Genomic DNA, 19,515 nt, shown 5'->3' with positions numbered 1-19,515 from the left:
CGGACCACGTTCATCGCACTGCATGGCGCGATTCAGTAAGCGCATTCGTTGCGGTGAGACCTTCGGACGCTGGCGATCCGCGGATGATCGTCTGTCGTTTCCGGTTCGTCGTCGCCAAACGGCGGATCCGCGGCGGGACCTTGCCTCGGAAGGCAGTTCGATGACGACGCGCTACATCCCGTCGGATTACCGGCGGCATCGCGCCCGCCCGCCGGAACGACGCGGGCAAGCTGACCCAGGGAACGGGATAAGGTTTTCAGCAATTCGTCACGGCTTGATCCGCAAGATGTTCTCGGGATCGAGCCGGCCTGAAAGCAAATCGCGAAATGCGAGCCAGTTGCCGCGAACCCGACCCGTACGATCGACCCACGGCTCAGGCCGTAGCGATTTAAGGTGATTGCTGGCGATATTCTTCGCGATCAGTTTGAGCCCGAAGGACCAAGGCATCGTACCTTTTTTCATTAGGTAGATCGGGTTCGCGATCTGGGAGTACCCGAACGGCAGGCCCGACGATCGTGATCTCTTGACACCCTGATGGACGCCCACGAAGGCGCTGGTTTTGACGAGCCGACCATGCTTGGCGGCCTGTGCGGCGAAATCGATATCCTCCTGCCAGGAGTAGAGAGGTAATTTCTCATCGAATCTGATATCGCTGAGGGACGACGCACGAAAGACCATATTGCAGCCGTACAGGCCGGTCAGATCCCACTCGATCCTGGGATCCGCACTGCCGTTCGGCGTCGAGCTCCGAACCATCCCGATGGCCTCGTCCAGTTCGATGCCGGCCGTCATGATGCCGTCGGCAAGTAATGTGCCGTTCGCACCGACCACGGTCGGGAACCTCGCCATGAAGTCCGCCATGGCCTCAAGGCACCACGGCGCAGGGACGTAGTCGTCGTCCAGGAAGGCAATCAGGTCGCAGGCGTCGAGAACAACCTCCATGCCCCTGTTGCGCTGACGGGCGGCGCCCGCAGGCCCCATGACGACCGTGTGCGTCGGATACAGATCGCTCCTCTTGGGCAGATCCGACTCACCGGTCACCGAATACACAACCGTGACCGGTGGGCGGGTTTGCTCGGCGAGCAGCCCTGTTCGTTGCGCGAGCTCGAGGGGCCTGCCCTTGCTGGCAATCACGACGGCGATTTTCAGCGGATTTGCCAACATATATACTTAACTCAGTAGTCCGATACGTTGTTATCAAGTTTATCCCGAGCAACGTTTAAGGTCCAGAGCTACCTGTGCCCGCGACAGGTCGAACGTCTCACAGGTCTGGATCCCGCTCTCGTATCCTGCGTGCCTGAGAGGGGGCTTCGTCCCATGCATCCTCTCATCTCGGATGAGATGCCGATGGCTGCTTCTTGGCGCTGGACGCTCCAAGGGAGGACGTGGTCGACCGGTGACGCGGGGCGCATGGCTGGGCGACGGGACCAATCCTTCACCGGGTTCGCGACGCCGGTCCCGCCCCGTCACGGGACATCTTCCGTACGAACTATCGCGCCGTCCGCTCGCCCCAATCTCGCAAGGGTTGCGGGTACCCCGGGCGCCCAGGGCGGCCAAATGCGCGCATTGCGCAGTGAGAGACCCATGTTCGCCTTGCGGGCTGGCGGCCGAAACGGTAGGGATCTGAGCCCGTAATGGGGTGTCGGGGTGTGGCGCAGTCTGGTAGCGCACCTGGTTTGGGACCAGGGGGTCGTAGGTTCGAATCCTATCGCCCCGACCATTCGATCAGGAGCATGTCGTCTCAGATGCCGAGCGCCCGCATCTTCCGTCCGTCTCGGGATGCCACGCAGTCGGGCCTTGCCCGGACGAAGCAGTGGGTTCTGGAGTTCGACCGGACTAGCCCGCGCGAGATTGATCCGCTGATGGGCTGGAACGGTTCCTCCGACATGATGCAGCAGGTCCGCCTCGAATTCGAGACCGAGGACGAGGCTGTGGCCTACGCCAAGCGCGAGGGCATCGCCTATCGTGTCGAGCAGCCTGCGAAACCTGCCGCCCGCAAGGGCTTGTCCTACTCCGATAATTTCAAGTTCAACCGGACCGCGCCCTGGACGCACTGACGCGTCAGGCTCGCCGGCGCGCGCGCCACGCGGCGTAGGGCGCTTCGCCGTCCGGCCGGATCTGGCTGAGCTGCATCGGCTGCGAATCGAGGGATTGGCACAGTTCGGCGTAGATCGTCGCGCTGCCGGCCCCATACTGCTCGGCTTCCTCGGCCGAGAAGGCGAAGTACCCGCGCTTGAAGCCCGCGAGCCGCATCGCAGCATGGCACATGGGGCAGGGGCGTCCGCTTGCGTACATCACGCAATCGGAGAGGTCACGGCGGCCCAGGATCCGACTCGCCTCCCGCAATGCCTCCATCTCGGCATGGGCGCTCGGATCGTTCGTCGTGTGGACGGTGTTGGCCGCCCGTACGAGGACGGCGCCGTCGCGCACGATCACCGCCCCGTAGGGTGCTCCGCCGGCCGCGACGTTCTCCGCGGCGAGGGTGACGGCCGCACCGATGAAGGCCTCGTGTGTCGACATGGCTGTGCCCCGTGCTCGCGTCTCAACGCCCGCATGGGCCGGAGGTTCAGAACGCATAGCGCACGGCGCAATACGGCAGGGCTTCGGCGAGCAGTGCCTTGAAGCGGGCGAGCCACTGGCCCTTCCAACCGGTCCGGTAGCGCAGATTGACTCCCCCTCCCTCCGAGACTTTGACCTCCTGGATGTCGGGCCGCCAGAGCAGGTCCTCGGCGCGCGGGTGCCAGCCCAGATTGACCGCGTGCAGATCCGCGTTGTGGGTCAGCATGATGATTTCGCACTTGAGCTGCGCCTTGGCGGCGTCCGTGAGCGTGCCGTCGATCTCGGCGAAAAGCGCGCGCCAATCCTCCTCCCAGCCCTCGTAGAGGATCACCGGGGAGAAATTGACGTGAACCTCGTAGCCAGCCGCCACGAAGTCGTCGATGGCGGCGATCCGCTCCGGGATCGGCGTGGTCCGGACATCGACGACCTTGGCGATGCGGGCGGGCATGAGCGAGAAACGGATCCGCGTCTTGCCCTGCGGGTCGTAGTCCAGCAGGGTACGGTTCACGGCCTTGGTGGCGAAGGACGCCTTGGCATTAGGCAGGTTGCGAAACAGCGCGATCATGCTCCCGACCCCGCTGCTGACGGCGGCATCCACCGAGAGGTCGCCGTTCTCGCCGATATCGTAGACCCAGCATTCGGGATCGATGGTGTCGGGTTCAGGCAGATGCCCCTGGCGCCCGGCATGCCGGGCGATCGCAGCGCAGGCCTGTTCGATGTTCACGAACAGCGAGATCGGGTTCGAAAAACCTTTGCGGCGCGGCACGTAGCAGTAGGCGCAAGCCATGGCGCAGCCGATGGAGGTCGAGGGCGCGATGAAATGGGCGCTGCGCCCATTCGGACGCATGGACAGGCCCTTCTTGACGCCCAGGACCAGGGTCGAGCGCTTGATCCGCACCCAATCCTCGACCGATCCGGCATTCCCGTGCAGCGCGGGGATGTTCCAATGCGACGGCACGATGATCCGGGCGGCTTCGGGAAAGCGCGCCAGGATTTCCTTACCCAGGGGAAAATCCTGCACCGCCGCCTCGTGGTAGATCGTCTGGATATCGAGAAGATCGCGCGTGAGGGCCATGATGGATCCAGGGCCCGGGACCGGCCTGCGATACGATATGGTGCCGGCTCATACGGTCGGAATGGCTTGCGACGCGACGTCCCGACCCCGCGAAGCTTGCGCATCGCCGACAAATTGTTTCCGGGCATCGTCCTGCAACGATATTTTATGAGTCTCCGCGGATGATCATACGCCTCTGATTGGACGCGCGATGAGTGTTCGTGAGCAGGAAGCATCTGGCTGGCGGCTGCCCGATCCGGATGCCACGGTCGATCCCGAGGAATCACGCGCTTACGCGCTGGTCCGGCGGGATCAGCTTGAGGCGATGCGCGGCAGCACCCTCGCGGCGATTCCGGTCAACATGCTGCTCGGCCTGGCCAGCACCGTGGTCGCCTGCCGGAGCGGACACGGCGAGGCCGGTGCCGTCTGGTTTGCGGTCTCGACGGGCGCCAACCTCCTGCGGATCTGCCTTTGCCGCATGCCTTGCTTCGGGCTCACCCTGACGGCCGACGCCTCGCCGGAGCTGACAGCCAGGACCGCACAATCGATCGACCGGCATCTGCGGGTGTGTATTGCTGCAGCGTGCCTGTCCGGCTTGGTCTGGGCCTGCCAGCCCCTGCTTTGTGACGGTTATACCTCCGCGCAGACCCTGTTCTACCTCGCGATCACCTGTGGCATCACCGCCGGCGCCGTGACGCATGGTACGGCCTATGCCCGGATTCCGCTGGGCTTCATCCTGCCCCCGCTGCTCGCCGTCACATTCTGCTTGGTCGCCGCGGGTGGTTTCGACCGGAACTGCCTCGCGGCCTGCGTGCTGCTCTACCTCTTGGCGCTGATGAACACGGCGTTCCGCAGCGAAGCGACCTTCCGCGAGGTGAGCCGGATCAAGAACGAGGCCACGGCGCTGGCGCGCTCGCGCGCCGAGGCTCATGCGAGCGCGAGCGCCCTGGCCGACGAAATGCGTTGGCGCGCCACGCACGACGACCTGACCGGCCTCCTGAACCGCGCAGGTTTCATTCAGCAGGCGGAGATGCGCCTGCGTTCGGGCCCGGTCAGCCTGCTCTTGCTCGACCTCGACGGCTTCAAGGTCATCAATGACGTGTATGGCCACAAGGCCGGCGACCGCGTGTTGGTCGAGGTCGCGCGGCGGATCGGCGCCGCGCTGCCTGCGAACGGTCTAGCGGCCCGGCTCGGCGGCGACGAATTCGCGGTGCTCTACGATCCGGCCGCCTCCGGCGTGCCCTGCGAGGCGATGGCTGCACACCTCGTCGCGGCGGTCGCGCAGCCGTTCGACGGTTTCGATGCCGGGCGTCTGGGGGTCAGCATCGGCATTCATGCCGATCCGGAGCCGAGCCTGACCGAGATGCTCAGCTGCGCCGATGTGGCGCTGTACGCCGCGAAAGCCGCCGGCCGGAATCACTACCGGATGTTCGATGCGGGGCTGCGCGAACGGCTGGAGACCCGCCGCGACCTTGAGCGCGACCTCTCCACGGCGCTCGCCGAAGCCGCGCTCGAAGTCTGGTTCCAGCCGATCTACGCCATGGATGCGGAGACGCTGGTGGGGCTCGAGGCGCTGGTGCGATGGCAGCATCCGCGGCTCGGCTGGATCGCGCCGCCCGATCTGATCGCCACCGCGGCGACCGCCGGTCTGACCGAGTCGCTGCTGCGCTACATCCTCGAACAGGTCTGCGCGATGATGCAGATCCTGCGCAGCCGGGGGCTCGGGACGGTCCGCGTCGCCATGAACGTCTCGCCCCGGGAGATGGCGCAGGTGCCGGTGGACGAGATCGTCATCGAGCGGCTGCAGGCCCTCGATCTGCCGCCCGCGCTGCTGGAGATCGAGATCACCGAGGAGACGGCACTCGATATCGGCGCCGTCCAGGGCAAGCTTCAGGCCCTTTCGCGGGCGGGCATCCGGGTAGCCCTCGACGATTTCGGCATCGGCTACTCGTCGCTGTCGTCGCTGCGCCAGCTTCGCGCAGACCGGATCAAGATCGATCGGAGCTTCGTCACGGGCCTTGGCACCTGCGACGACAAGCGTGGGCTGGTCCTCGCGGTCCTCGGGCTCGGGCGCCTGCTCGGACTGGAGGTTGTCGCCGAGGGGGTGGAATCGGACGAAGAGCTGCGGATCCTGCAGACGATGGGATGCCCGTTCCTCCAGGGCTATCACCTCGGCCGTCCCATGCCGGAATCGGTCCTTGAAGCCACCCTGTTCCCCGCCCGTATCGCGGCGGCCTGAGCGGCGGCAGGGTAGCCCGGTGACGGCATTGTGAGGGCCCGCCGGTGAACGCTCCGGCGACGCGGGGCTTGCTACGGGCGTAACCCAGCAAGGGTCGTTCCCGACCGAAGCGGACGCCGATGAACCGGCCGGGTGATGCCGTCGACCGGGCGGGCATCGACGGCCATTCACGACCGGAAATCACATCTCAAATAATCGCCCTTGGAAAACCGGTGTTTTCCACATTCGACCTATTCATTTGGTTATTGATTAACCCAGGCCGTCCGGCATGGTGGCCCGCACATGATCATCGATATTGCCATGCGCACCCTGCGTCAGCGCTACGCCCTCTGCTGGATCGGCGCCCTGGCGGCGGCGTGGGCGACGCCCGTGCGCGCCGAGATGCGTATCGAGGCGGCCAAGATCACCGGCGGCGACCTCTGGATCATCGGCTATGCGGATGATCCGGACACCGAGATCACTCTGGACGGCCGGTTCCCGCAGCGGACGGACAGCAGCGGCTATTTCGAGTTCCGCGTGGTGTACCACCCGGCGACCTGTATCGCGACCATCCGGACGCCGAAGCAATCCCGCGATGTCGTGGTCAGCGGCTGCGGCCAGCAGGGGCCGCAGGCCCCTGGATTGACCGGTCCCGCCGGACCCCAGGGCGCCCGGGGTGAGGTCGGTCCGCGGGGAGAGATCGGCCTCACCGGCGAACGGGGTGCGATGGGGCCGCCAGGTCCGCCCGGGACACCCGGGCAAGCGGGCGCGTCCGGCCCCCCGGGCACTCAGGGTGAGCCCGGCCCGCGCGGTCCGGTGGGTGAGGCGGGGAGCGTCGGCGATAAAGGCCCGCCCGGGCCGTCGGGCCCCGCGGGCCCAGCCGGTCCCCGGGGGGCTCCGGGCCCGGCTGGGCCGCCGGGGAAGGCCGCGGTCGTCAACGTCCCCCCAAGAGCGACACCGGCGCCCCGGCGGAATGTGGCCAGACCGCGCCCGGAGCGCGACGCACCGGGCCCGGAGCCGTCGCCCGAAGTGCAGCCGGGCGGAGGCGTCACCTCGGAGGATCGCTACTGACCCGATCCGGCGCGAGGCGGACTCCGCGCATCGGGCTGATCCCGCTCAGACGCGGTAGTGGTCGCGGTACCATCGGACGAAGCGTTCGACGCCGACCTCGATGGGGGTGCTCGGCGCGTAGCCGACCGCCTCGGTGAGATCCGCGACATCCGCGTAGGTGGCGGGTACGTCACCCGGTTGCATCGGAAGGAGGTCCTTGCGCGCCTTGCGGCCCAGGCAATCCTCTAGGACCTCGATCAGCCGTAGGAGCTGCACCGGCTGGTGGGTGCCGATGTTGTAGAGCCGGTAGGGAGCGCTGCTGCTTCCGGGGTCGGGGGCGTCCGAGTTCCAGGCCGGGTTGGCCTGCGCCGGCAGCCCGGCGAGGCGGACGATGCCTTCGACCACGTCGTCGATGTAGGTGAAATCACGCTGCATCCGCCCGTGGGCGAACACCTTGATCGGCTCATCCGCCAGGATCGCTCGCGTGAACAGGAACAGCGCCATGTCGGGCCGCCCCCACGGGCCGTAAACCGTGAAGAACCGCAGCCCGCTGCAGGGAATGCCGTAGAGGTGGCTGTAGCTGTGGGCGAAGAGTTCGTTCGCCTTCTTGGTCGCCGCGTAGAGGCTGACCGGATGATCGACGTTCTGGTGGACCGAGAACGGCATCTGCGTTACCGCGCCATAGACGGAACTCGACGAGGCGTAGAGCAGGTGGCCCACGTGGTTGTGCCGGCACCCTTCCAAAACGTTGAGGAAACCGTCGATATTGCTCTTCGCGTAGGCGTGCGGGTTCTCGATCGAGTAGCGCACGCCCGCCTGCGCGGCCAGATGGATGACCGCGTCGAAGGGCGCTGCCCGGAAGATCTCCTCCGTGGCCACGCGGTCGGCCAGATCCACCCTGCGGAACGTGAAAGCCTGATAGGGCGCGAGTTCCTTGAGGCGGCCCTCCTTGAGGGCCACCTCGTAATAGTCATTCAGATTGTCGATCCCGAGGACGTCGCAGCCTGCTTCGAGACAGCGCCTGGCGACGTGATAGCCTATGAACCCCGCCGCCCCGGTGACCAGTACAGTCGTCATATCGCGATCCGGTGCTGCAGTGGGCCACGGCGGGCGGGGGCTCTTTAACGGCCTTCCACTGAACCTGCCAGATAGCTGCCGCGGTCAGCCGATGGGCCGCAACGCATCTCCCCGCGCGAGCGCGCCACCAACGATCACCTCCGCGTAGACGCCCAGATCGCGGTGTCCAAGCCGCGCATCCAGGGTCCAGGGGATGTCGCAATCGCGGATGCCGCTCACCGGATCGACGTTGGTGGCCGCGCAGCGCACCGTCCGCTTGGTGATCTTGAGCCGCAGTCCGCTCGGCGCCTCGATCACCCGGCCGACCATCTCCAGTTCGGCGAAGGGCGCCAATCCCTCGATCAGCAGGTTGCCGCGGAAGCGCAGGGGATCGACCGGCGTTCCGAGGTAGTCCTCGACGGCCGCCACGCTCGCCCGGTTGATCAGCGAGACGTAGCCGATCGGTGAATCTGTGAAGCGGTGCTGCGGCGGGGCGGCGAGCACCTTGGGCTCGCCGCGCAGGCTCTCGGGAACGAACCGCCGCATCAGATCGGCGAGGCCGTCCCGCCCGGCCTCCGTGTCGAGCCGGAAGGCTTGCGGTTCGCCGCACCCCTCGACGTTGAGCGTCGCCGTGGCATCGTCGTAGCGGGTCCGCAGGCGGGCCAGCGCCTCGTCGCGCATGAGCATCAGGTACTTGGTCTTCGGCTGATGCCGGTACGCCAAGGGGTTGAAGCCCGAGGGTCCATTCTCGATCGCGTAAAGCCGGTCGCCGGGGAAGAAGCCGCTGGTCTCGAGCTCCACCCGTTCGACGGGCTCGGGGCTCAGGCCCTTCACCGGGTAGCGATAGAGGGCGCTGATGTGAATCGATGCGGTCATGCGTGCAGCGTGGCCCTGAAATGAACCGTCGCGCAAGAGCTTTGCCGGGTCTTGTGGTGCGCAATTGCAACACCACATCCGGACTACCGGCGGCCATCAAGGCGCCGGGGCCCTCACGCGGCGGATAGCCGGAGGGCGACGTTTCGGTGGCGCCGCGCCTCACATCGGGCGGCGGATGCCGGTACGGGAGGGTTGTGCATGAACTTTGAAAAATACACCGAGCGCGCGCGCGGCTTCGTGCAGGCGGCTCAGAACCTCGCGATGCGCGAGGGACATCCCCAGCTTCAGCCGGGTCACCTGCTCAAGGTGCTGCTCGACGATCCTGAGGGCCTGTGCGCCGGCCTGATCGATCGCGCGGGCGGCCAGTCGCGTGTTGCGCTCGCCCAGACCGAGCAGTGGCTCGCCAAGCAGCCGAAGGTCTCCGGCAACGCGTCCCCGCCCCAGGCGACGCGCGAGCTGATGCGCCTGTTCGACACCGCCGAGAAGGCCGCCGAGAAGGCAGGCGATTCCTACGTGACGGTGGAGCGGCTGCTCCTTGCCCTCGCGGTGGAGAAGGATTCCGAGGCCGGCCGGGCGCTCCAGGCGGCGGGCGTCACCCCCGCTTCGCTCAACGCAGCGATCAACGCGCTGCGCAAGGGCCGCACCGCCGACAACGCCTCGGCCGAGAACGCCTACGACGCGCTGAAGAAGTATGCCCGCGACCTCACCGAGGCTGCCCGGGACGGCAAGCTCGATCCGGTGATCGGCCGTGACGAGGAGATCCGGCGGACCATCCAGGTCCTGTCCCGGCGCACCAAGAACAACCCGGTGCTGATCGGCGAGCCCGGCGTCGGCAAGACCGCGATCGTCGAGGGTCTGGCTTTGCGCATCGTCAACGGCGACGTGCCCGAGTCCCTGCGGGACAAGAGCCTGCTCGCCCTCGACATGGGCGCGCTGATCGCCGGCGCGAAGTATCGCGGCGAGTTCGAGGAGCGGCTGAAGGGCGTGCTCTCCGAGGTCACGGCGGCCGAAGGCGGCATCATCCTGTTCATCGACGAGATGCACACGCTGGTCGGCGCCGGGAAGGCGGACGGGGCCATGGACGCCTCGAACCTGCTGAAGCCCGCGCTGGCCCGCGGCGAGCTGCACTGCGTCGGTGCGACCACGCTCGACGAGTACCGCAAGCACGTCGAGAAGGATGCGGCGCTCGCCCGGCGCTTCCAGCCGGTCTTCGTGTCGGAGCCGACCGTGGAGGATACCGTCTCGATCCTGCGCGGCCTGAAGGAGAAGTACGAGCAGCACCACGGCGTGCGCATTCAGGACTCCGCCCTGGTGGCCGCCGCGACGCTCTCGAACCGCTACATCACCGACCGCTTCCTGCCCGACAAGGCGATCGACCTCGTCGACGAGGCCGGCTCGCGCCTGCGCATGCAGGTCGATTCGAAGCCGGAGGAACTCGACAACGTCGACCGCGAGATCGTCCGGCTGAAGATCGAGGCCGAGGCGCTCAAGAAGGAGAGCGATTCCGCCTCCCGCGACCGGCTGGTCCGGTTGGAGAAGGAACTCGGCGACCTGGAAGAGCGCTCGGCGGCGATCACCGCCCGGTGGAAGGCCGAGAAGGACAAGCTCGGCACGGCCGCTGGCCTCAAGAAGAAGCTGGACGAAGCCCGCAACGAGCTGGCTGCGGCCCAGCGCCAGGGTCAGTACCAGCGCGCGGGTGAGCTCGCTTACGGGGTGATCCCGGGCTTGGAGAAGCAGCTCGCCGAAATCGAGGCGAAGGCCGAGAACGGACGCGATGCGATGATGGAGGAGGCGGTCACGCCTGCCCACGTCGCCGGGGTCGTCTCGCGCTGGACCGGCGTGCCGGTCGACAAGATGTTGGAGGGCGAGCGCGAGAAGCTGCTGGCCATGGAGGAGGCGCTGTCGAAGCGCGTCGTCGGCCAGCGCGAGGCGGTGGAGGCGGTCTCGACCGCGGTCCGCCGGGCCCGCGCCGGGCTGCAGGACCCGAACCGGCCGATCGGCTCGTTCATGTTCCTGGGCCCGACCGGCGTCGGCAAGACCGAGCTGACCAAGGCTCTGGCCGGCTTCCTGTTCGACGACGACACGGCACTCGTGCGCATCGACATGTCCGAGTACATGGAGAAGCACGCGGTCGCCCGGTTGATCGGCGCGCCTCCGGGCTATGTCGGCTACGAGGAGGGCGGTGCGCTGACCGAAGCCGTGCGGCGTCGGCCCTATCAGGTCGTGCTGTTCGACGAGGTCGAGAAGGCGCATCCGGACGTGTTCAACGTCCTGTTGCAGGTTCTTGATGACGGGCGGCTCACCGACGGGCAGGGGCGGACGGTGGACTTTCGCAATACGCTCTTGATCATGACCTCGAATCTCGGGGCCGAGTATCTGGTGAACCAGCCCGCGGGCCAGGACACCGAGGCGGTCCGTGACGAGGTGATGGGCGTGGTGCGCAGCCACTTCCGGCCGGAATTCCTGAACCGGGTCGACGAGATCATCCTGTTCCACCGCCTCGCGCGGTCGGAGATGGGGGCGATCGTCGAGATCCAGCTCGGGCGGCTGCAGAAGCTGTTGGAGGACCGCAAGATCACCCTCGACGTCGACGAGGACGCCAAGAACTGGCTCGCCGACAAGGGCTACGACCCGGCCTACGGGGCGCGTCCGCTGAAGCGGGTGATCCAGAAGAACGTTCAGGATCCGCTGGCTGAGCTGGTGCTCTCCGGCAAGGTTCACGACGGCGAGACGGTGCCGGTGCGCCTCGGCCCGATGGGGCTGATGATCGGCGACGTCACGGTCGGCGCCGAGCGCCGGCCGGTCCACGCGACGCTCAACTGAGCGTTCCCTGACGGGGCGGTCCGCCTGTGGCGGGCCGCCCCTGTTTGACTCGGGGGTGTCCGACGGCATTGCCGTTTCGACGCGGCGCCTCGCCCGTTCGCGGTCTGGTCAGATCGTCCAGCCGCCGTCGATGGCGACGGCCTGGCCGGTCGTGTAGGTCGCCCCCGCGAGATACACGGCGAGATCGGCGATCTCCTCCGGCGTGCCGAGGCGCCCGATCGGCTGGCGGGCGATGAAGGCCGCGCGGGTCTGCTCGTAGTCGCCCTGCGCCCGGATGCGCTCCTGCAGGGACGGGCTCTCGACCGTGCCGGGGCAGATCGCATTGCAGCGGATGTTGTGGGCGACGTAATCGGCCGCGACCGCCTTGGTCAGCCCGATCACCGCGGCCTTGGTCACACCGTAGGCGAAGCGGTTTGGCACGCCCTTCACCGAGGAGGCGACCGAGGCCATGTTGAGGATCGCGCCGTCGCGCCGCTCGATCATGCCGGGCAGCACGGCGCGGATCGTGCGGATCATCGCCTTGACGTTGAGGTCGAAGGCGAAGTCGAGGTCGGCGTCGGGCATCTCCAGGATGGTCCCGCCGTGGACGATCCCGGCGCAGTTGAACAGGATGTCGACGGTGCCGATCCCCGCGACCAGGGCCTTGACGGCGGCCTCGTCCCGCACGTCGAGGCGCGCGGTCTGGAGATTGTCGGCGCGCAGGTCGGCCAGCGCCGCCGCGTTGATGTCGGTGGCGTGGACCCGCGCCCCGGCGCGCGCGAAGGCGAGGGCGCTCGCGCGCCCGATGCCCTGGCCGGCCGCCGTGATCAGGACCGTTTTTCCGGAGAGATCAGCCATTCCGTGCTCCCTGACGCGCGTCTCTCTTTGGCGGAGACGGTCGCCCGGATCATAGTGGCAGACCACGTCCGGGGTGCCCATCGTTCCGGCGGATTCCGGATCGACCAGGGCCGCGGATGACACCCCTCCGGCCATCACGCGCCCCGACGATCAGGCGGGTGCGGCTGAATGCCTGCGCGTCAGGATCGCGAGCTGAAGCATCAGGGCCGCCATCGCGACCCCGGCCGCCGCGACCGGCAGGGCGGCGAGGCCCGCCAGCGCCAGGGCGACGCCCCCGAGCGCCGCGCCCACCGCGCCGCCCAGATAGTTCGCCGAGCTATTCAGGGCGACGGCGACGCTGCCGTGCTCAGGCTTGAGGCCGAGCAGGGTGTGCTGCTGCGGCGCCTGCGAGGCCCAGCCCATCGCGCCCCAGATCAGGAACGGCAGGTAGCCCAAGGAGCCGAGGCCGAGCAGAGGCGGCAGCGCGGCCAGCGTCAGGGCCAGGACGGCTAGGATCAGCGCCATCAGCCGGCGGGGCGCGCCCGTCCAGTCGATCAGCGGGCCGATTGCGAAGCTGCCGATGAGGCCGCCGCTTCCCCAGGCCCAGAAATACCCCGTTGCAACCTCACCGAGACCCGCGCGATCGAGGAGCGGCGCCACGTAGGTGTAGAGGCCGAGGCTGGATACCGCGGTCAGGAACGAGACCGCCGCGGTGGCGAGAATCCGGGGGTCGGCCAGGAGCGCGACCCGCGCCCGCCAGGATGGCGGCTCCGCGGCGGGAATGTCGGGCAGGCGCAGGACGATGGCGGCCGCCGCCAGGGCGCCGAGCAGCGCAACCATCAGGAGGGTCTCCTGCCAGCCGATCCGATCCGCAATCCACAGGCCAACCGGCACGCCGATCACCGTTCCGGTGCTCATGCCGCCGAGCGTGAAGGCCAATGCGCGGCCCTTGCGGCGCGGCTCCACCAATGTCGCCGCCGCGGCGACCGCCACCGGCGCGTAGAGACCGGCCGCGAGACCGGCGAAGGCCCGGGCCAGGAGCAGCCACAACAGGCCGGTCGCCCCGGCGCTCAGCGCGTTGGCGACGGCGAAGACCACGAGCGCCACGGCCAGGATCTTCCGGACCGGCCGCCCGGCCAGCAGCGTGGCGCAGACTGGCGCGGCCAGGGCGTAGGTTAGGGTGAAGACGGTGACGGTCTGCCCGGCCTCACCGGGTGCGATCCCGAAGCTCGCCCCGATCCCCGGCAGCAGGCCGGCGACGACGTAGGCATCGAGGCCCAGAGCGAACATCCCAAAAGCGAGAACGACGATTCGTTCCATGGCACGCACCGCTTTACGATGTACGACGAACACCGTACATTATTGCGGCGATGGGCCCCCGCAAGTTCTTCCACCCGGATGCCGCCGAGCTGACGCTCCACCGGATCCTGTTCGCGCTGAGCGACCCGACCCGGCTGGCCGTGGTCTCGGAGCTGATGGACAGCGCCGAGCACTCCTCCGGCGATCTCCTCGCCGAGACCGTGCCGCGCTCGACCATGACGCATCACCTCAAGATCCTGCGCGAAGCGGGGGTGACCCGCACCCGGCCCGAGGGGATGCGCTGCCTGATTTCGCTCCGGCGTGACGATGTCGACGCGCGCTTTCCCGGCCTGCTGGACGCGATCATGGCGCATGGCCGTTCAGGCTAAACCGCCGGCCCACCGGAAGGCAGCGCCCTAAGCGCGCCGGATCGCTCGCGCTAGATCGGCCGCCTGATCGCGATCCCGGCAGATCATCCAGAGGTCGTCGTGACCTGAGAGTTCGGCATCGTACAGGTCGATAAAAGCGGTCGGCGGCTCTGCGAGATCGGGCCAGTGGAAGAGCTTGAAGCCCAGCGCTTCCAACACGGGCAGGATCGGTGCGAGATCCCACGGCATGTTGCTGGTCAGCGTCGCGTCGAGGCGGCCGGTCGCCAGGAGGGCAGCGTCTGAGATCGAGCCGCCCTCGCTCCAGGGGAACCAGCCCCGGCCGTAATCCAGCGTGTACCGTTGCGCCGAGACCGCGAGCCAGCCGACATGGCCGGTGCGCGTGGCCGGCCGCTCCAGCACTCGCAGCGGTTCGGTCGTGGGACCCCCCTGGGTCGGCGCCCAGAGGGCTTGGCCCTCGCAAGCCGCCAGCAGGATGCCGCGCGCCGTCTCCGGCGGCCCGATCTGGGCGGGGCCGGCGCGGTCTTCGTTCCAGACCGGCAGGCTCATCACGCCGATGCGTGGCCAGCTCGAGCGGCAGGCCGCCACCATCACGCCCCAGCCCGGGAGGCCGCCCGCGAAGGGCCGGGTCCCGTCGATCGGGTCGGCCACGAAGGTCCAGGCGTCGCGGGCGAGCAGCGCTGAAGCGGTGGCGTGACCGAGATCGCCCGCCGTCTCCTCCTCGATCAGGTCAGGACCGAATCTTTCGTGGAGCAGGCGGCTGACGGCGAGGTCTGCCTCCGTGAGGGCCTGGCCGAGATCCGAGCCCTTGTTGGTCATGTCCAGTCCGGCCGCCCGCATCCGTAGGGCGAGGGGAGCGGCCTCCTCGACGAAGACCAGCATCCGGGCGAGGACATCCTGCGCGGGGGTATCGGGCGGAATAGTCATACGGCGAACAACTCGGGATTGCGGAGCATCAGCGCCTGGACGAGCACCAGCGTCTTGAGATCGGGGAGCCGGGCAGAGCGGGCAGCCTCGGCCAGCTCTGCGAGGGGAACCTCAAGTGCCAGAACCTGCTCGCCCTCCGCGTGCAGACCGCCTCCGGGTCCGACCTTGTCGGTCTCCCCGTAGGCGGCGAGGTAGAGCCAGAGGCGCTCCGATGACACGCTCGGCATGCTGTAGGCATGCGCCACACGTTCCAACCGGTGGAGGCGCACGCCAGCCTCCTCCATGGCTTCGCGTATCGCCGTCGCCTCGGGCTCGTCGCCGTCGAGGCCGCCCGCCGGGGCCTCGTCGAGGTCGGCGGGCTCACCCCAGAAGGCCGGTCCGACCCGCGCCTGCCGGACGAGCAGCGCGACGCGCCGCTCGGGATCGTAGGGCAGGACGCAGGCTGCCTCGCCGTGGTCCTCCAGCGCCCGGGGCACGGTGCTGCCGTCGGGCAGGGTCAGCATGGCGATCCCGAAGGTGTTCCACCCACGGTGGATCACCTTCAGGGGCAACGCAGCCGGCGTCTCGCTCATCGGCGTGGATCAGCGCTTGGTGCTGCTGGCCGTCTGGCCGAACATCACCTTCTTGGCGTCCTCGCTCATGGTCTTTCCGAAATCTGGATTGACCTCCGGTGCCCGGGCATACGCCGCCTTGGTGGCGGGCCGCTCGGCGATGGCCGTGAACCAGCGCTTCAGGTTCGGATGCTCGTCGAGGTTCTGGGCCTGCTTCTCCCACGGCACGATCCACGGATAACAGGCCATGTCGGCGATGGAGTAATCGGACCCTGCCACGAACGCGCGGTCAGCGAGGCGCCGGTCGAGCACGCCGTAGAGCCGGTTGGTCTCGTTGACGTAGCGCTTGATCGCGTAGTCGATCTTCTCGGGTGCGTATTGCGAGAAATGGTGGTTCTGGCCGGCCATCGGGCCGAGCCCGCCCATCTGCCAAAAGAGCCATTGCAGCACCTCGGCCCGGCCGCGCAGGTCGCTGGCGATGAAGCGCCCGGTCTTCTCGGCAAGGTAGAGCAGGATCGCGCCCGATTCGAACAGCGAGACCGGCGCGCCGCCATCAGCCGGCTCGTCGTCGACAATCGCCGGCATGCGGTTGTTGGGGGCGATCTTCAAAAATTCCGGGTTGAATTGCTCGCCTTTGCCAATATTGATCGGACTAATTTTGTAGGGCAGGCCTGCCTCTTCCAGTAACATCGTGATCTTGTGGCCGTTCGGTGTCGGCCAGTAGTAGAGATCGATCATCGGCTCGCGTCCCGCTATGCCCCCGGCGGACGGGAAGTGGGTGCGCGGGGCGCATCGGTCAAGCTCTGGCTTGAGACCGCTCGCCAGCCTCGTCGCGCGCGACAGCATCCCAGCGGGATCGGCGCACCCGAATCCGAGCGCGAGTTCTCCAGCCCAATCCCCTTATCCCGAGGCGCCGGAGCGCAGCGGAGGCCTGGAAGGAGCCCTAATCCATGGAGCCCGCCTTCGAGGTCCGCTGACGCGGGCCCCGCAGGATGAGGTGGTGGGGTGGGGAAGGCCGTGACGAGGCGGCGCTCAGAGCCGCGACACGTAAGCCGCCAAGTCCTTGATGTCGGACTCGCTCAATTCCTGCGCAACCTCGTTCATCGCAGGGTCGTAGCCCGGCCGGGCGTTCGACTTGTAGCCGGCCAGCGCCTTGGCGAGATATTCCTCCCGCTGGTCGCGGATCCGCGGGATCGCGTCCCGACCCGCGAGGTCGGCGCCGTGGCAGGAGGTGCACTGGTGCTTGGCGACCAGCGCCTGCCCCCGCGCCGTCAGAGCCGGATCGGCAGGCTCCCCGGCCCGGGAAGGCGGCGGCAGCGTGCCCACCGCGTCGGCATAGGCGCGCAGGTCGTCGTCGGAGAACCCGGCGGCGATGTCGTTCATCGGCGCCGCCTCGCGCTGCTTCTCGCGGAACTGGAACAGTTGCGTGACGACGTAGTCCGGCATCTGGCCGCCGAGCGAGGGCACGCCCTCGGTCTCGGAGGTGCCGGCGCCGTGGCAGCCGATACAGGGGGAGAGACGCTCCTGCACCGCCGGATCCGGTGCGGCGAGCGCCGCGCCGGCCAGCAGCGTGCCGAGGGCCGAAACCAGCCCTCGGATCGTGCGCAAACCAATCAAACGCTGCATCACTTGCCGTAGCTGACCCGGTAGATCGCGCCGTTGTAATCGTCCGAGACGAGCAGCGCGCCATCTTTGGCGACAATGACATCGACCGGACGGCCGATATACTTGTTGTCTTGCAGGAAGCCGGTCAGGAACGGCTCGACCGCCGTAACCTTGCCGTCATCCCCGGGCTTGGCCACCACAACCGCACCGCCGAGCTTGGTGGTGCGGTTCCACGAGCCGTGCTGCGCGATGAAGATCGCGTCGCGATAGGCCTCCGGGAACTGCGTGCCGGTGTAGAACCGCATCCCGAGCGAGGCGGTGTGCGGCCCGAGCAGGCCGGCCGGCGGGGTGAACTCGGCGCAGGAATGGCCCCAGCCGTATTCCGGATCTGTGAAGGTGCCCTGGTGGCAGAACGGATAGCCGAAATGCTGCTTGCCCGGCTCGGTGAGCACGTTCAGCTCGTCGTTCGGGATGTCCTCCGAGACCCAGTCGCGGCCGTTATCGGTGAACCAGAGCTGCTTGGTCTTCGGGTTCCAGTCGAAGCCAACCGTGTTGCGCACGCCCCGGGCAATGACCTCAGCGTTCTTGCCGTCGAGGTCGATGCGGCGGATCTGGGCGTGGGTATCCGGCGGCATCACGATGTTGCCCGGTGCGCCGACCGGCACATAGAGCTTGTTGTCCGGGCCGATGGCGATGAACTTCCAGCCATGCGCCTCGTCCTTGGGCAGGTCGTCGTACACGAGGGTCGGCTTCTCCGAGCCATCGAGATGCTTCTCGATGTCGTCGTAGCGCCAGATCTTGGACAGCTCGGCGACGTAGAGGGCGCCATCGTGGAAGGCGACGCCGTTCGGCCGGTGCAGGCCCGACGCGATGGTCTTGATCTCGCGCTTCCCGTCCGGCCCCGCCTGCGGCATCACCGCGTAGACCTTGCCCACGGTCCGGCTGCCGACGAACAGCGTGCCGTCCGGCGCCTGGGTCATCTCGCGGGCATTGGCGATACCGCTGGCATAGACCTCGACCTTGAACCCATCCGGCACCTTGAGCTTGTCCAACGGCAGCTTGGCGACCGGCGTCGCGAGCGGCGGACCCGCCACGGGTGCGAGCTTGGCGGCCGCGCCGCCCTCGGGGCGGCCGTAGAGGGCGTCGCCCTTCTCGACCTTCACGCTCGCCGGCGGAGCCGCAGAGGCAGGGGTCTCCTGCGCGTGCGCGGCTTCCCGGCCCGCGACGCCCAGGCCAAGGCAGGTGAGCGCGGCCATGAGGACACGCGTGTGGAGCGGCTTGCAGGTCGGCGTCATGATCTCTCCCGGTGCGACCGACCGTGGGGTCGAGCGCTTGTTCTGTACTCATAATTCAACTTCTGGATCATGAGGGCGACCGCCGGCCGAGCCGGAACGCGACATCGCGATGCGGACGTAACCCATTCCCGAATGCCAGCTGCGACGGATCCGGTCGGACGCCCCGGGTGTCCCGGCCTCGACGGGCAGATGAGACGCGCGCTCGCCTTGCGTTTTAGGCAGCGATCTCCGAAAACGCCCCCCGTCCGGGAAGCTTAGGCTTGGCCGGGGCAGCCGGTCGTTCGCCGGAGCCCAGCCGACGCGGCGTCCCGATCCGGTTCGAGGACAGGGTTCGATGATCGATTACGCGCAGGCGCGGCGGATGATGGTCGACTGCCAGTTGCGGACCTTCGACGTCAACGACATCGCGGTGCTCGACGCGTTCGACGACGTGCCGCGTGAGAGCTTCGTGCCGAAGGGGCGCGAGCCCTTCGCGTATATCGACCAGACGCTGCATATCGGCGAGGCCCATGGCGCGACCCGCTGCATGCCGGCACCGATGGTGCTGGCGCGGATGATTCAGGCCCTGAAGATCCGGCCCGGAGTGACCGCTCTCGATGTCGCGACCGGCTACGGCTACGCGGCAGCGGTGCTGGCGCATCTCGGCGCGGACGTGACGGCGCTCGAATCGGTACCGGACCTCGCCGCCGAGGCGCGGGCCCGACTCGGTACCGCCGCCCGGGTCGTGGAGGGCCCGATCGATTCGGGCGCGCCTAAGCAGGCGCTCTTCGACGCGATCCTGATCAATGGTCGCATCGAGGTCCGGCCGCAGGCGCTGTTGGATCAGCTCAAGGACGATGGCCGGCTCGTTTGCGTGATGGGTCCTCACCGCAACGCCAAGGTGACGCTGTTCGTGCGGGCCGGCGACGCCTTCGGGGCGCGCCCCCTGTTCGATGCCTCGCTGCCCGGCCTTGACGGTTTCCAGGAGGCGGCCGGGTTCGCATTCTGAGCGCCCGATCCG

General features: G+C 67.9%; 18 protein-coding genes and 1 tRNA gene. 7 read left to right on the top strand and 12 right to left on the bottom strand.

Annotation, left to right across the window (positions count from 1 at the left end):
* Window positions 1-267: 267 nt before the first annotated feature.
* A complete protein-coding gene (locus tag BLQ49_RS00760; protein WP_244507378.1) occupies window positions 268-1,161 on the bottom strand; it encodes a glycosyltransferase family 2 protein in 894 nt (297 codons plus the stop codon).
* Between the two features lie 482 nt (window positions 1,162-1,643).
* Between BLQ49_RS00760 and BLQ49_RS00755 the strand changes: the two genes are divergently transcribed.
* Window positions 1,644-1,720: transfer RNA gene (locus tag BLQ49_RS00755), tRNA-Pro, on the top strand.
* A 25-nt stretch (window positions 1,721-1,745) separates the two neighbouring features.
* Window positions 1,746-2,057 carry an ETC complex I subunit gene (locus BLQ49_RS00750; RefSeq protein ID WP_167627595.1) on the top strand — a complete coding sequence of 104 codons (312 nt, stop codon included), beginning with the start codon at window positions 1,746-1,748 and terminating at the stop codon, window positions 2,055-2,057.
* A gap of 4 nt (window positions 2,058-2,061) precedes the next feature.
* On the opposite strand, the gene BLQ49_RS00745 is transcribed toward BLQ49_RS00750, so the two are convergent.
* Together BLQ49_RS00745 and BLQ49_RS00740 are read right to left on the bottom strand one after the other, a co-directional pair.
* Window positions 2,062-2,520: a nucleoside deaminase gene (locus tag BLQ49_RS00745; RefSeq protein WP_091712497.1), complete on the bottom strand. Its 459-nt coding sequence runs from the start codon at window positions 2,518-2,520 to the stop codon at window positions 2,062-2,064.
* Between the two features lie 46 nt (window positions 2,521-2,566).
* Window positions 2,567-3,634, bottom strand: a complete 1,068-nt coding sequence (locus BLQ49_RS00740) for a spore photoproduct lyase family protein (protein WP_091712496.1) — start codon at window positions 3,632-3,634, stop codon at window positions 2,567-2,569.
* Window positions 3,635-3,938: 304 nt separating this feature from the next.
* On the opposite strand from BLQ49_RS00740, the gene BLQ49_RS00735 reads away from it, so the two are divergent.
* Both BLQ49_RS00735 and BLQ49_RS00730 read left to right on the top strand, forming a co-directional pair.
* Window positions 3,939-5,852 (top strand): putative bifunctional diguanylate cyclase/phosphodiesterase, encoded by a 1,914-nt coding sequence (locus BLQ49_RS00735; protein ID WP_091713070.1) that lies wholly within the window; start codon window positions 3,939-3,941, stop codon window positions 5,850-5,852.
* A gap of 282 nt (window positions 5,853-6,134) precedes the next feature.
* A complete protein-coding gene (locus BLQ49_RS00730; RefSeq protein ID WP_244507377.1) occupies window positions 6,135-6,902 on the top strand; it encodes a collagen-like protein in 768 nt (255 codons plus the stop codon).
* Window positions 6,903-6,947: 45 nt separating this feature from the next.
* On the opposite strand, the gene BLQ49_RS00725 is transcribed toward BLQ49_RS00730, so the two are convergent.
* Entirely contained in the window at window positions 6,948-7,958 is a 1,011-nt protein-coding gene (locus BLQ49_RS00725; protein WP_091712494.1) for an NAD-dependent epimerase, read from the bottom strand.
* Window positions 7,959-8,042: 84 nt separating this feature from the next.
* Complete coding sequence (locus BLQ49_RS00720) at window positions 8,043-8,813, bottom strand: MOSC domain-containing protein (RefSeq protein WP_091712492.1); 771 nt, start codon at window positions 8,811-8,813, stop codon at window positions 8,043-8,045.
* Between the two features lie 198 nt (window positions 8,814-9,011).
* Between BLQ49_RS00720 and clpB the strand changes: the two genes are divergently transcribed.
* On the top strand, window positions 9,012-11,636 hold the full coding sequence (gene clpB, locus BLQ49_RS00715; RefSeq protein WP_091712491.1) for an ATP-dependent chaperone ClpB: 2,625 nt from the start codon (window positions 9,012-9,014) through the stop codon (window positions 11,634-11,636).
* Between the two features lie 108 nt (window positions 11,637-11,744).
* On the opposite strand, the gene BLQ49_RS00710 is transcribed toward clpB, so the two are convergent.
* The gene (locus tag BLQ49_RS00710) at window positions 11,745-12,473 is read right to left on the bottom strand and encodes an SDR family oxidoreductase (protein ID WP_091712490.1); all 729 of its coding nucleotides are present in this window, start codon (window positions 12,471-12,473) and stop codon (window positions 11,745-11,747) included.
* A 150-nt stretch (window positions 12,474-12,623) separates the two neighbouring features.
* Window positions 12,624-13,772 carry an MFS transporter gene (locus tag BLQ49_RS00705; RefSeq protein WP_091712488.1) on the bottom strand — a complete coding sequence of 383 codons (1,149 nt, stop codon included), beginning with the start codon at window positions 13,770-13,772 and terminating at the stop codon, window positions 12,624-12,626.
* A 50-nt stretch (window positions 13,773-13,822) separates the two neighbouring features.
* Between BLQ49_RS00705 and BLQ49_RS00700 the strand changes: the two genes are divergently transcribed.
* A complete protein-coding gene (locus BLQ49_RS00700; RefSeq protein WP_091712486.1) occupies window positions 13,823-14,140 on the top strand; it encodes an ArsR/SmtB family transcription factor in 318 nt (105 codons plus the stop codon).
* 27 nt (window positions 14,141-14,167) lie between these two features.
* Here BLQ49_RS00700 and BLQ49_RS00695 read toward each other — a convergent pair whose 3' ends face one another.
* From BLQ49_RS00695 to BLQ49_RS00675, 5 genes are all read right to left on the bottom strand, one after another.
* A complete protein-coding gene (locus tag BLQ49_RS00695) occupies window positions 14,168-15,064 on the bottom strand; it encodes an inositol monophosphatase family protein (RefSeq protein WP_091712484.1) in 897 nt (298 codons plus the stop codon).
* On the bottom strand, window positions 15,061-15,636 hold the full coding sequence (locus BLQ49_RS00690; protein WP_091712483.1) for an NUDIX domain-containing protein: 576 nt from the start codon (window positions 15,634-15,636) through the stop codon (window positions 15,061-15,063). Before BLQ49_RS00690 ends, BLQ49_RS00695 begins: the two co-directional genes overlap by 4 nt.
* A 9-nt stretch (window positions 15,637-15,645) precedes the next feature.
* Entirely contained in the window at window positions 15,646-16,353 is a 708-nt protein-coding gene (locus BLQ49_RS00685; protein WP_091712481.1) for a glutathione S-transferase N-terminal domain-containing protein, read from the bottom strand.
* A 294-nt stretch (window positions 16,354-16,647) separates the two neighbouring features.
* Window positions 16,648-17,241: a c-type cytochrome gene (locus BLQ49_RS00680; RefSeq protein ID WP_091712479.1), complete on the bottom strand. Its 594-nt coding sequence runs from the start codon at window positions 17,239-17,241 to the stop codon at window positions 16,648-16,650.
* Window positions 17,241-18,515, bottom strand: a complete 1,275-nt coding sequence (locus BLQ49_RS00675; protein ID WP_208858988.1) for a PQQ-dependent sugar dehydrogenase — start codon at window positions 18,513-18,515, stop codon at window positions 17,241-17,243. Before BLQ49_RS00675 ends, BLQ49_RS00680 begins: the two co-directional genes overlap by 1 nt.
* 334 nt (window positions 18,516-18,849) lie before the next feature.
* Between BLQ49_RS00675 and BLQ49_RS00670 the strand changes: the two genes are divergently transcribed.
* Window positions 18,850-19,503: a protein-L-isoaspartate O-methyltransferase family protein gene (locus tag BLQ49_RS00670; protein ID WP_091712478.1), complete on the top strand. Its 654-nt coding sequence runs from the start codon at window positions 18,850-18,852 to the stop codon at window positions 19,501-19,503.
* The last annotated feature ends 12 nt before the right edge of the window (window positions 19,504-19,515 follow it).

Source organism: Methylobacterium phyllostachyos (assembly GCF_900103445.1).
GTDB lineage: Bacteria > Pseudomonadota > Alphaproteobacteria > Rhizobiales > Beijerinckiaceae > Methylobacterium > Methylobacterium phyllostachyos.
Note: the sequence above shows the minus strand (reverse complement) of the source record. Positions and strands in the feature narration are given on the sequence as shown.

Coding starts and splice junctions, on each gene's coding strand:
- BLQ49_RS00690 (WP_091712483.1), bottom strand. CDS start 15,636: ATGAGCGAGACGCCGGCTGCGTTGCCCCTGAAGGTGATCCACCGTGGG.
- BLQ49_RS00750 (WP_167627595.1), top strand. CDS start 1,746: ATGCCGAGCGCCCGCATCTTCCGTCCGTCTCGGGATGCCACGCAGTCG.
- BLQ49_RS00675 (WP_208858988.1), bottom strand. CDS start 18,515: ATGACGCCGACCTGCAAGCCGCTCCACACGCGTGTCCTCATGGCCGCG.
- clpB (WP_091712491.1), top strand. CDS start 9,012: ATGAACTTTGAAAAATACACCGAGCGCGCGCGCGGCTTCGTGCAGGCG.
- BLQ49_RS00725 (WP_091712494.1), bottom strand. CDS start 7,958: ATGACGACTGTACTGGTCACCGGGGCGGCGGGGTTCATAGGCTATCAC.
- BLQ49_RS00695 (WP_091712484.1), bottom strand. CDS start 15,064: ATGACTATTCCGCCCGATACCCCCGCGCAGGATGTCCTCGCCCGGATG.
- BLQ49_RS00740 (WP_091712496.1), bottom strand. CDS start 3,634: ATGGCCCTCACGCGCGATCTTCTCGATATCCAGACGATCTACCACGAG.
- BLQ49_RS00730 (WP_244507377.1), top strand. CDS start 6,135: ATGATCATCGATATTGCCATGCGCACCCTGCGTCAGCGCTACGCCCTC.
- BLQ49_RS00680 (WP_091712479.1), bottom strand. CDS start 17,241: ATGCAGCGTTTGATTGGTTTGCGCACGATCCGAGGGCTGGTTTCGGCC.
- BLQ49_RS00670 (WP_091712478.1), top strand. CDS start 18,850: ATGATCGATTACGCGCAGGCGCGGCGGATGATGGTCGACTGCCAGTTG.
- BLQ49_RS00705 (WP_091712488.1), bottom strand. CDS start 13,772: ATGGAACGAATCGTCGTTCTCGCTTTTGGGATGTTCGCTCTGGGCCTC.
- BLQ49_RS00735 (WP_091713070.1), top strand. CDS start 3,939: ATGCGCGGCAGCACCCTCGCGGCGATTCCGGTCAACATGCTGCTCGGC.
- BLQ49_RS00700 (WP_091712486.1), top strand. CDS start 13,823: ATGGGCCCCCGCAAGTTCTTCCACCCGGATGCCGCCGAGCTGACGCTC.
- BLQ49_RS00720 (WP_091712492.1), bottom strand. CDS start 8,813: ATGACCGCATCGATTCACATCAGCGCCCTCTATCGCTACCCGGTGAAG.
- BLQ49_RS00710 (WP_091712490.1), bottom strand. CDS start 12,473: ATGGCTGATCTCTCCGGAAAAACGGTCCTGATCACGGCGGCCGGCCAG.
- BLQ49_RS00745 (WP_091712497.1), bottom strand. CDS start 2,520: ATGTCGACACACGAGGCCTTCATCGGTGCGGCCGTCACCCTCGCCGCG.
- BLQ49_RS00685 (WP_091712481.1), bottom strand. CDS start 16,353: ATGATCGATCTCTACTACTGGCCGACACCGAACGGCCACAAGATCACG.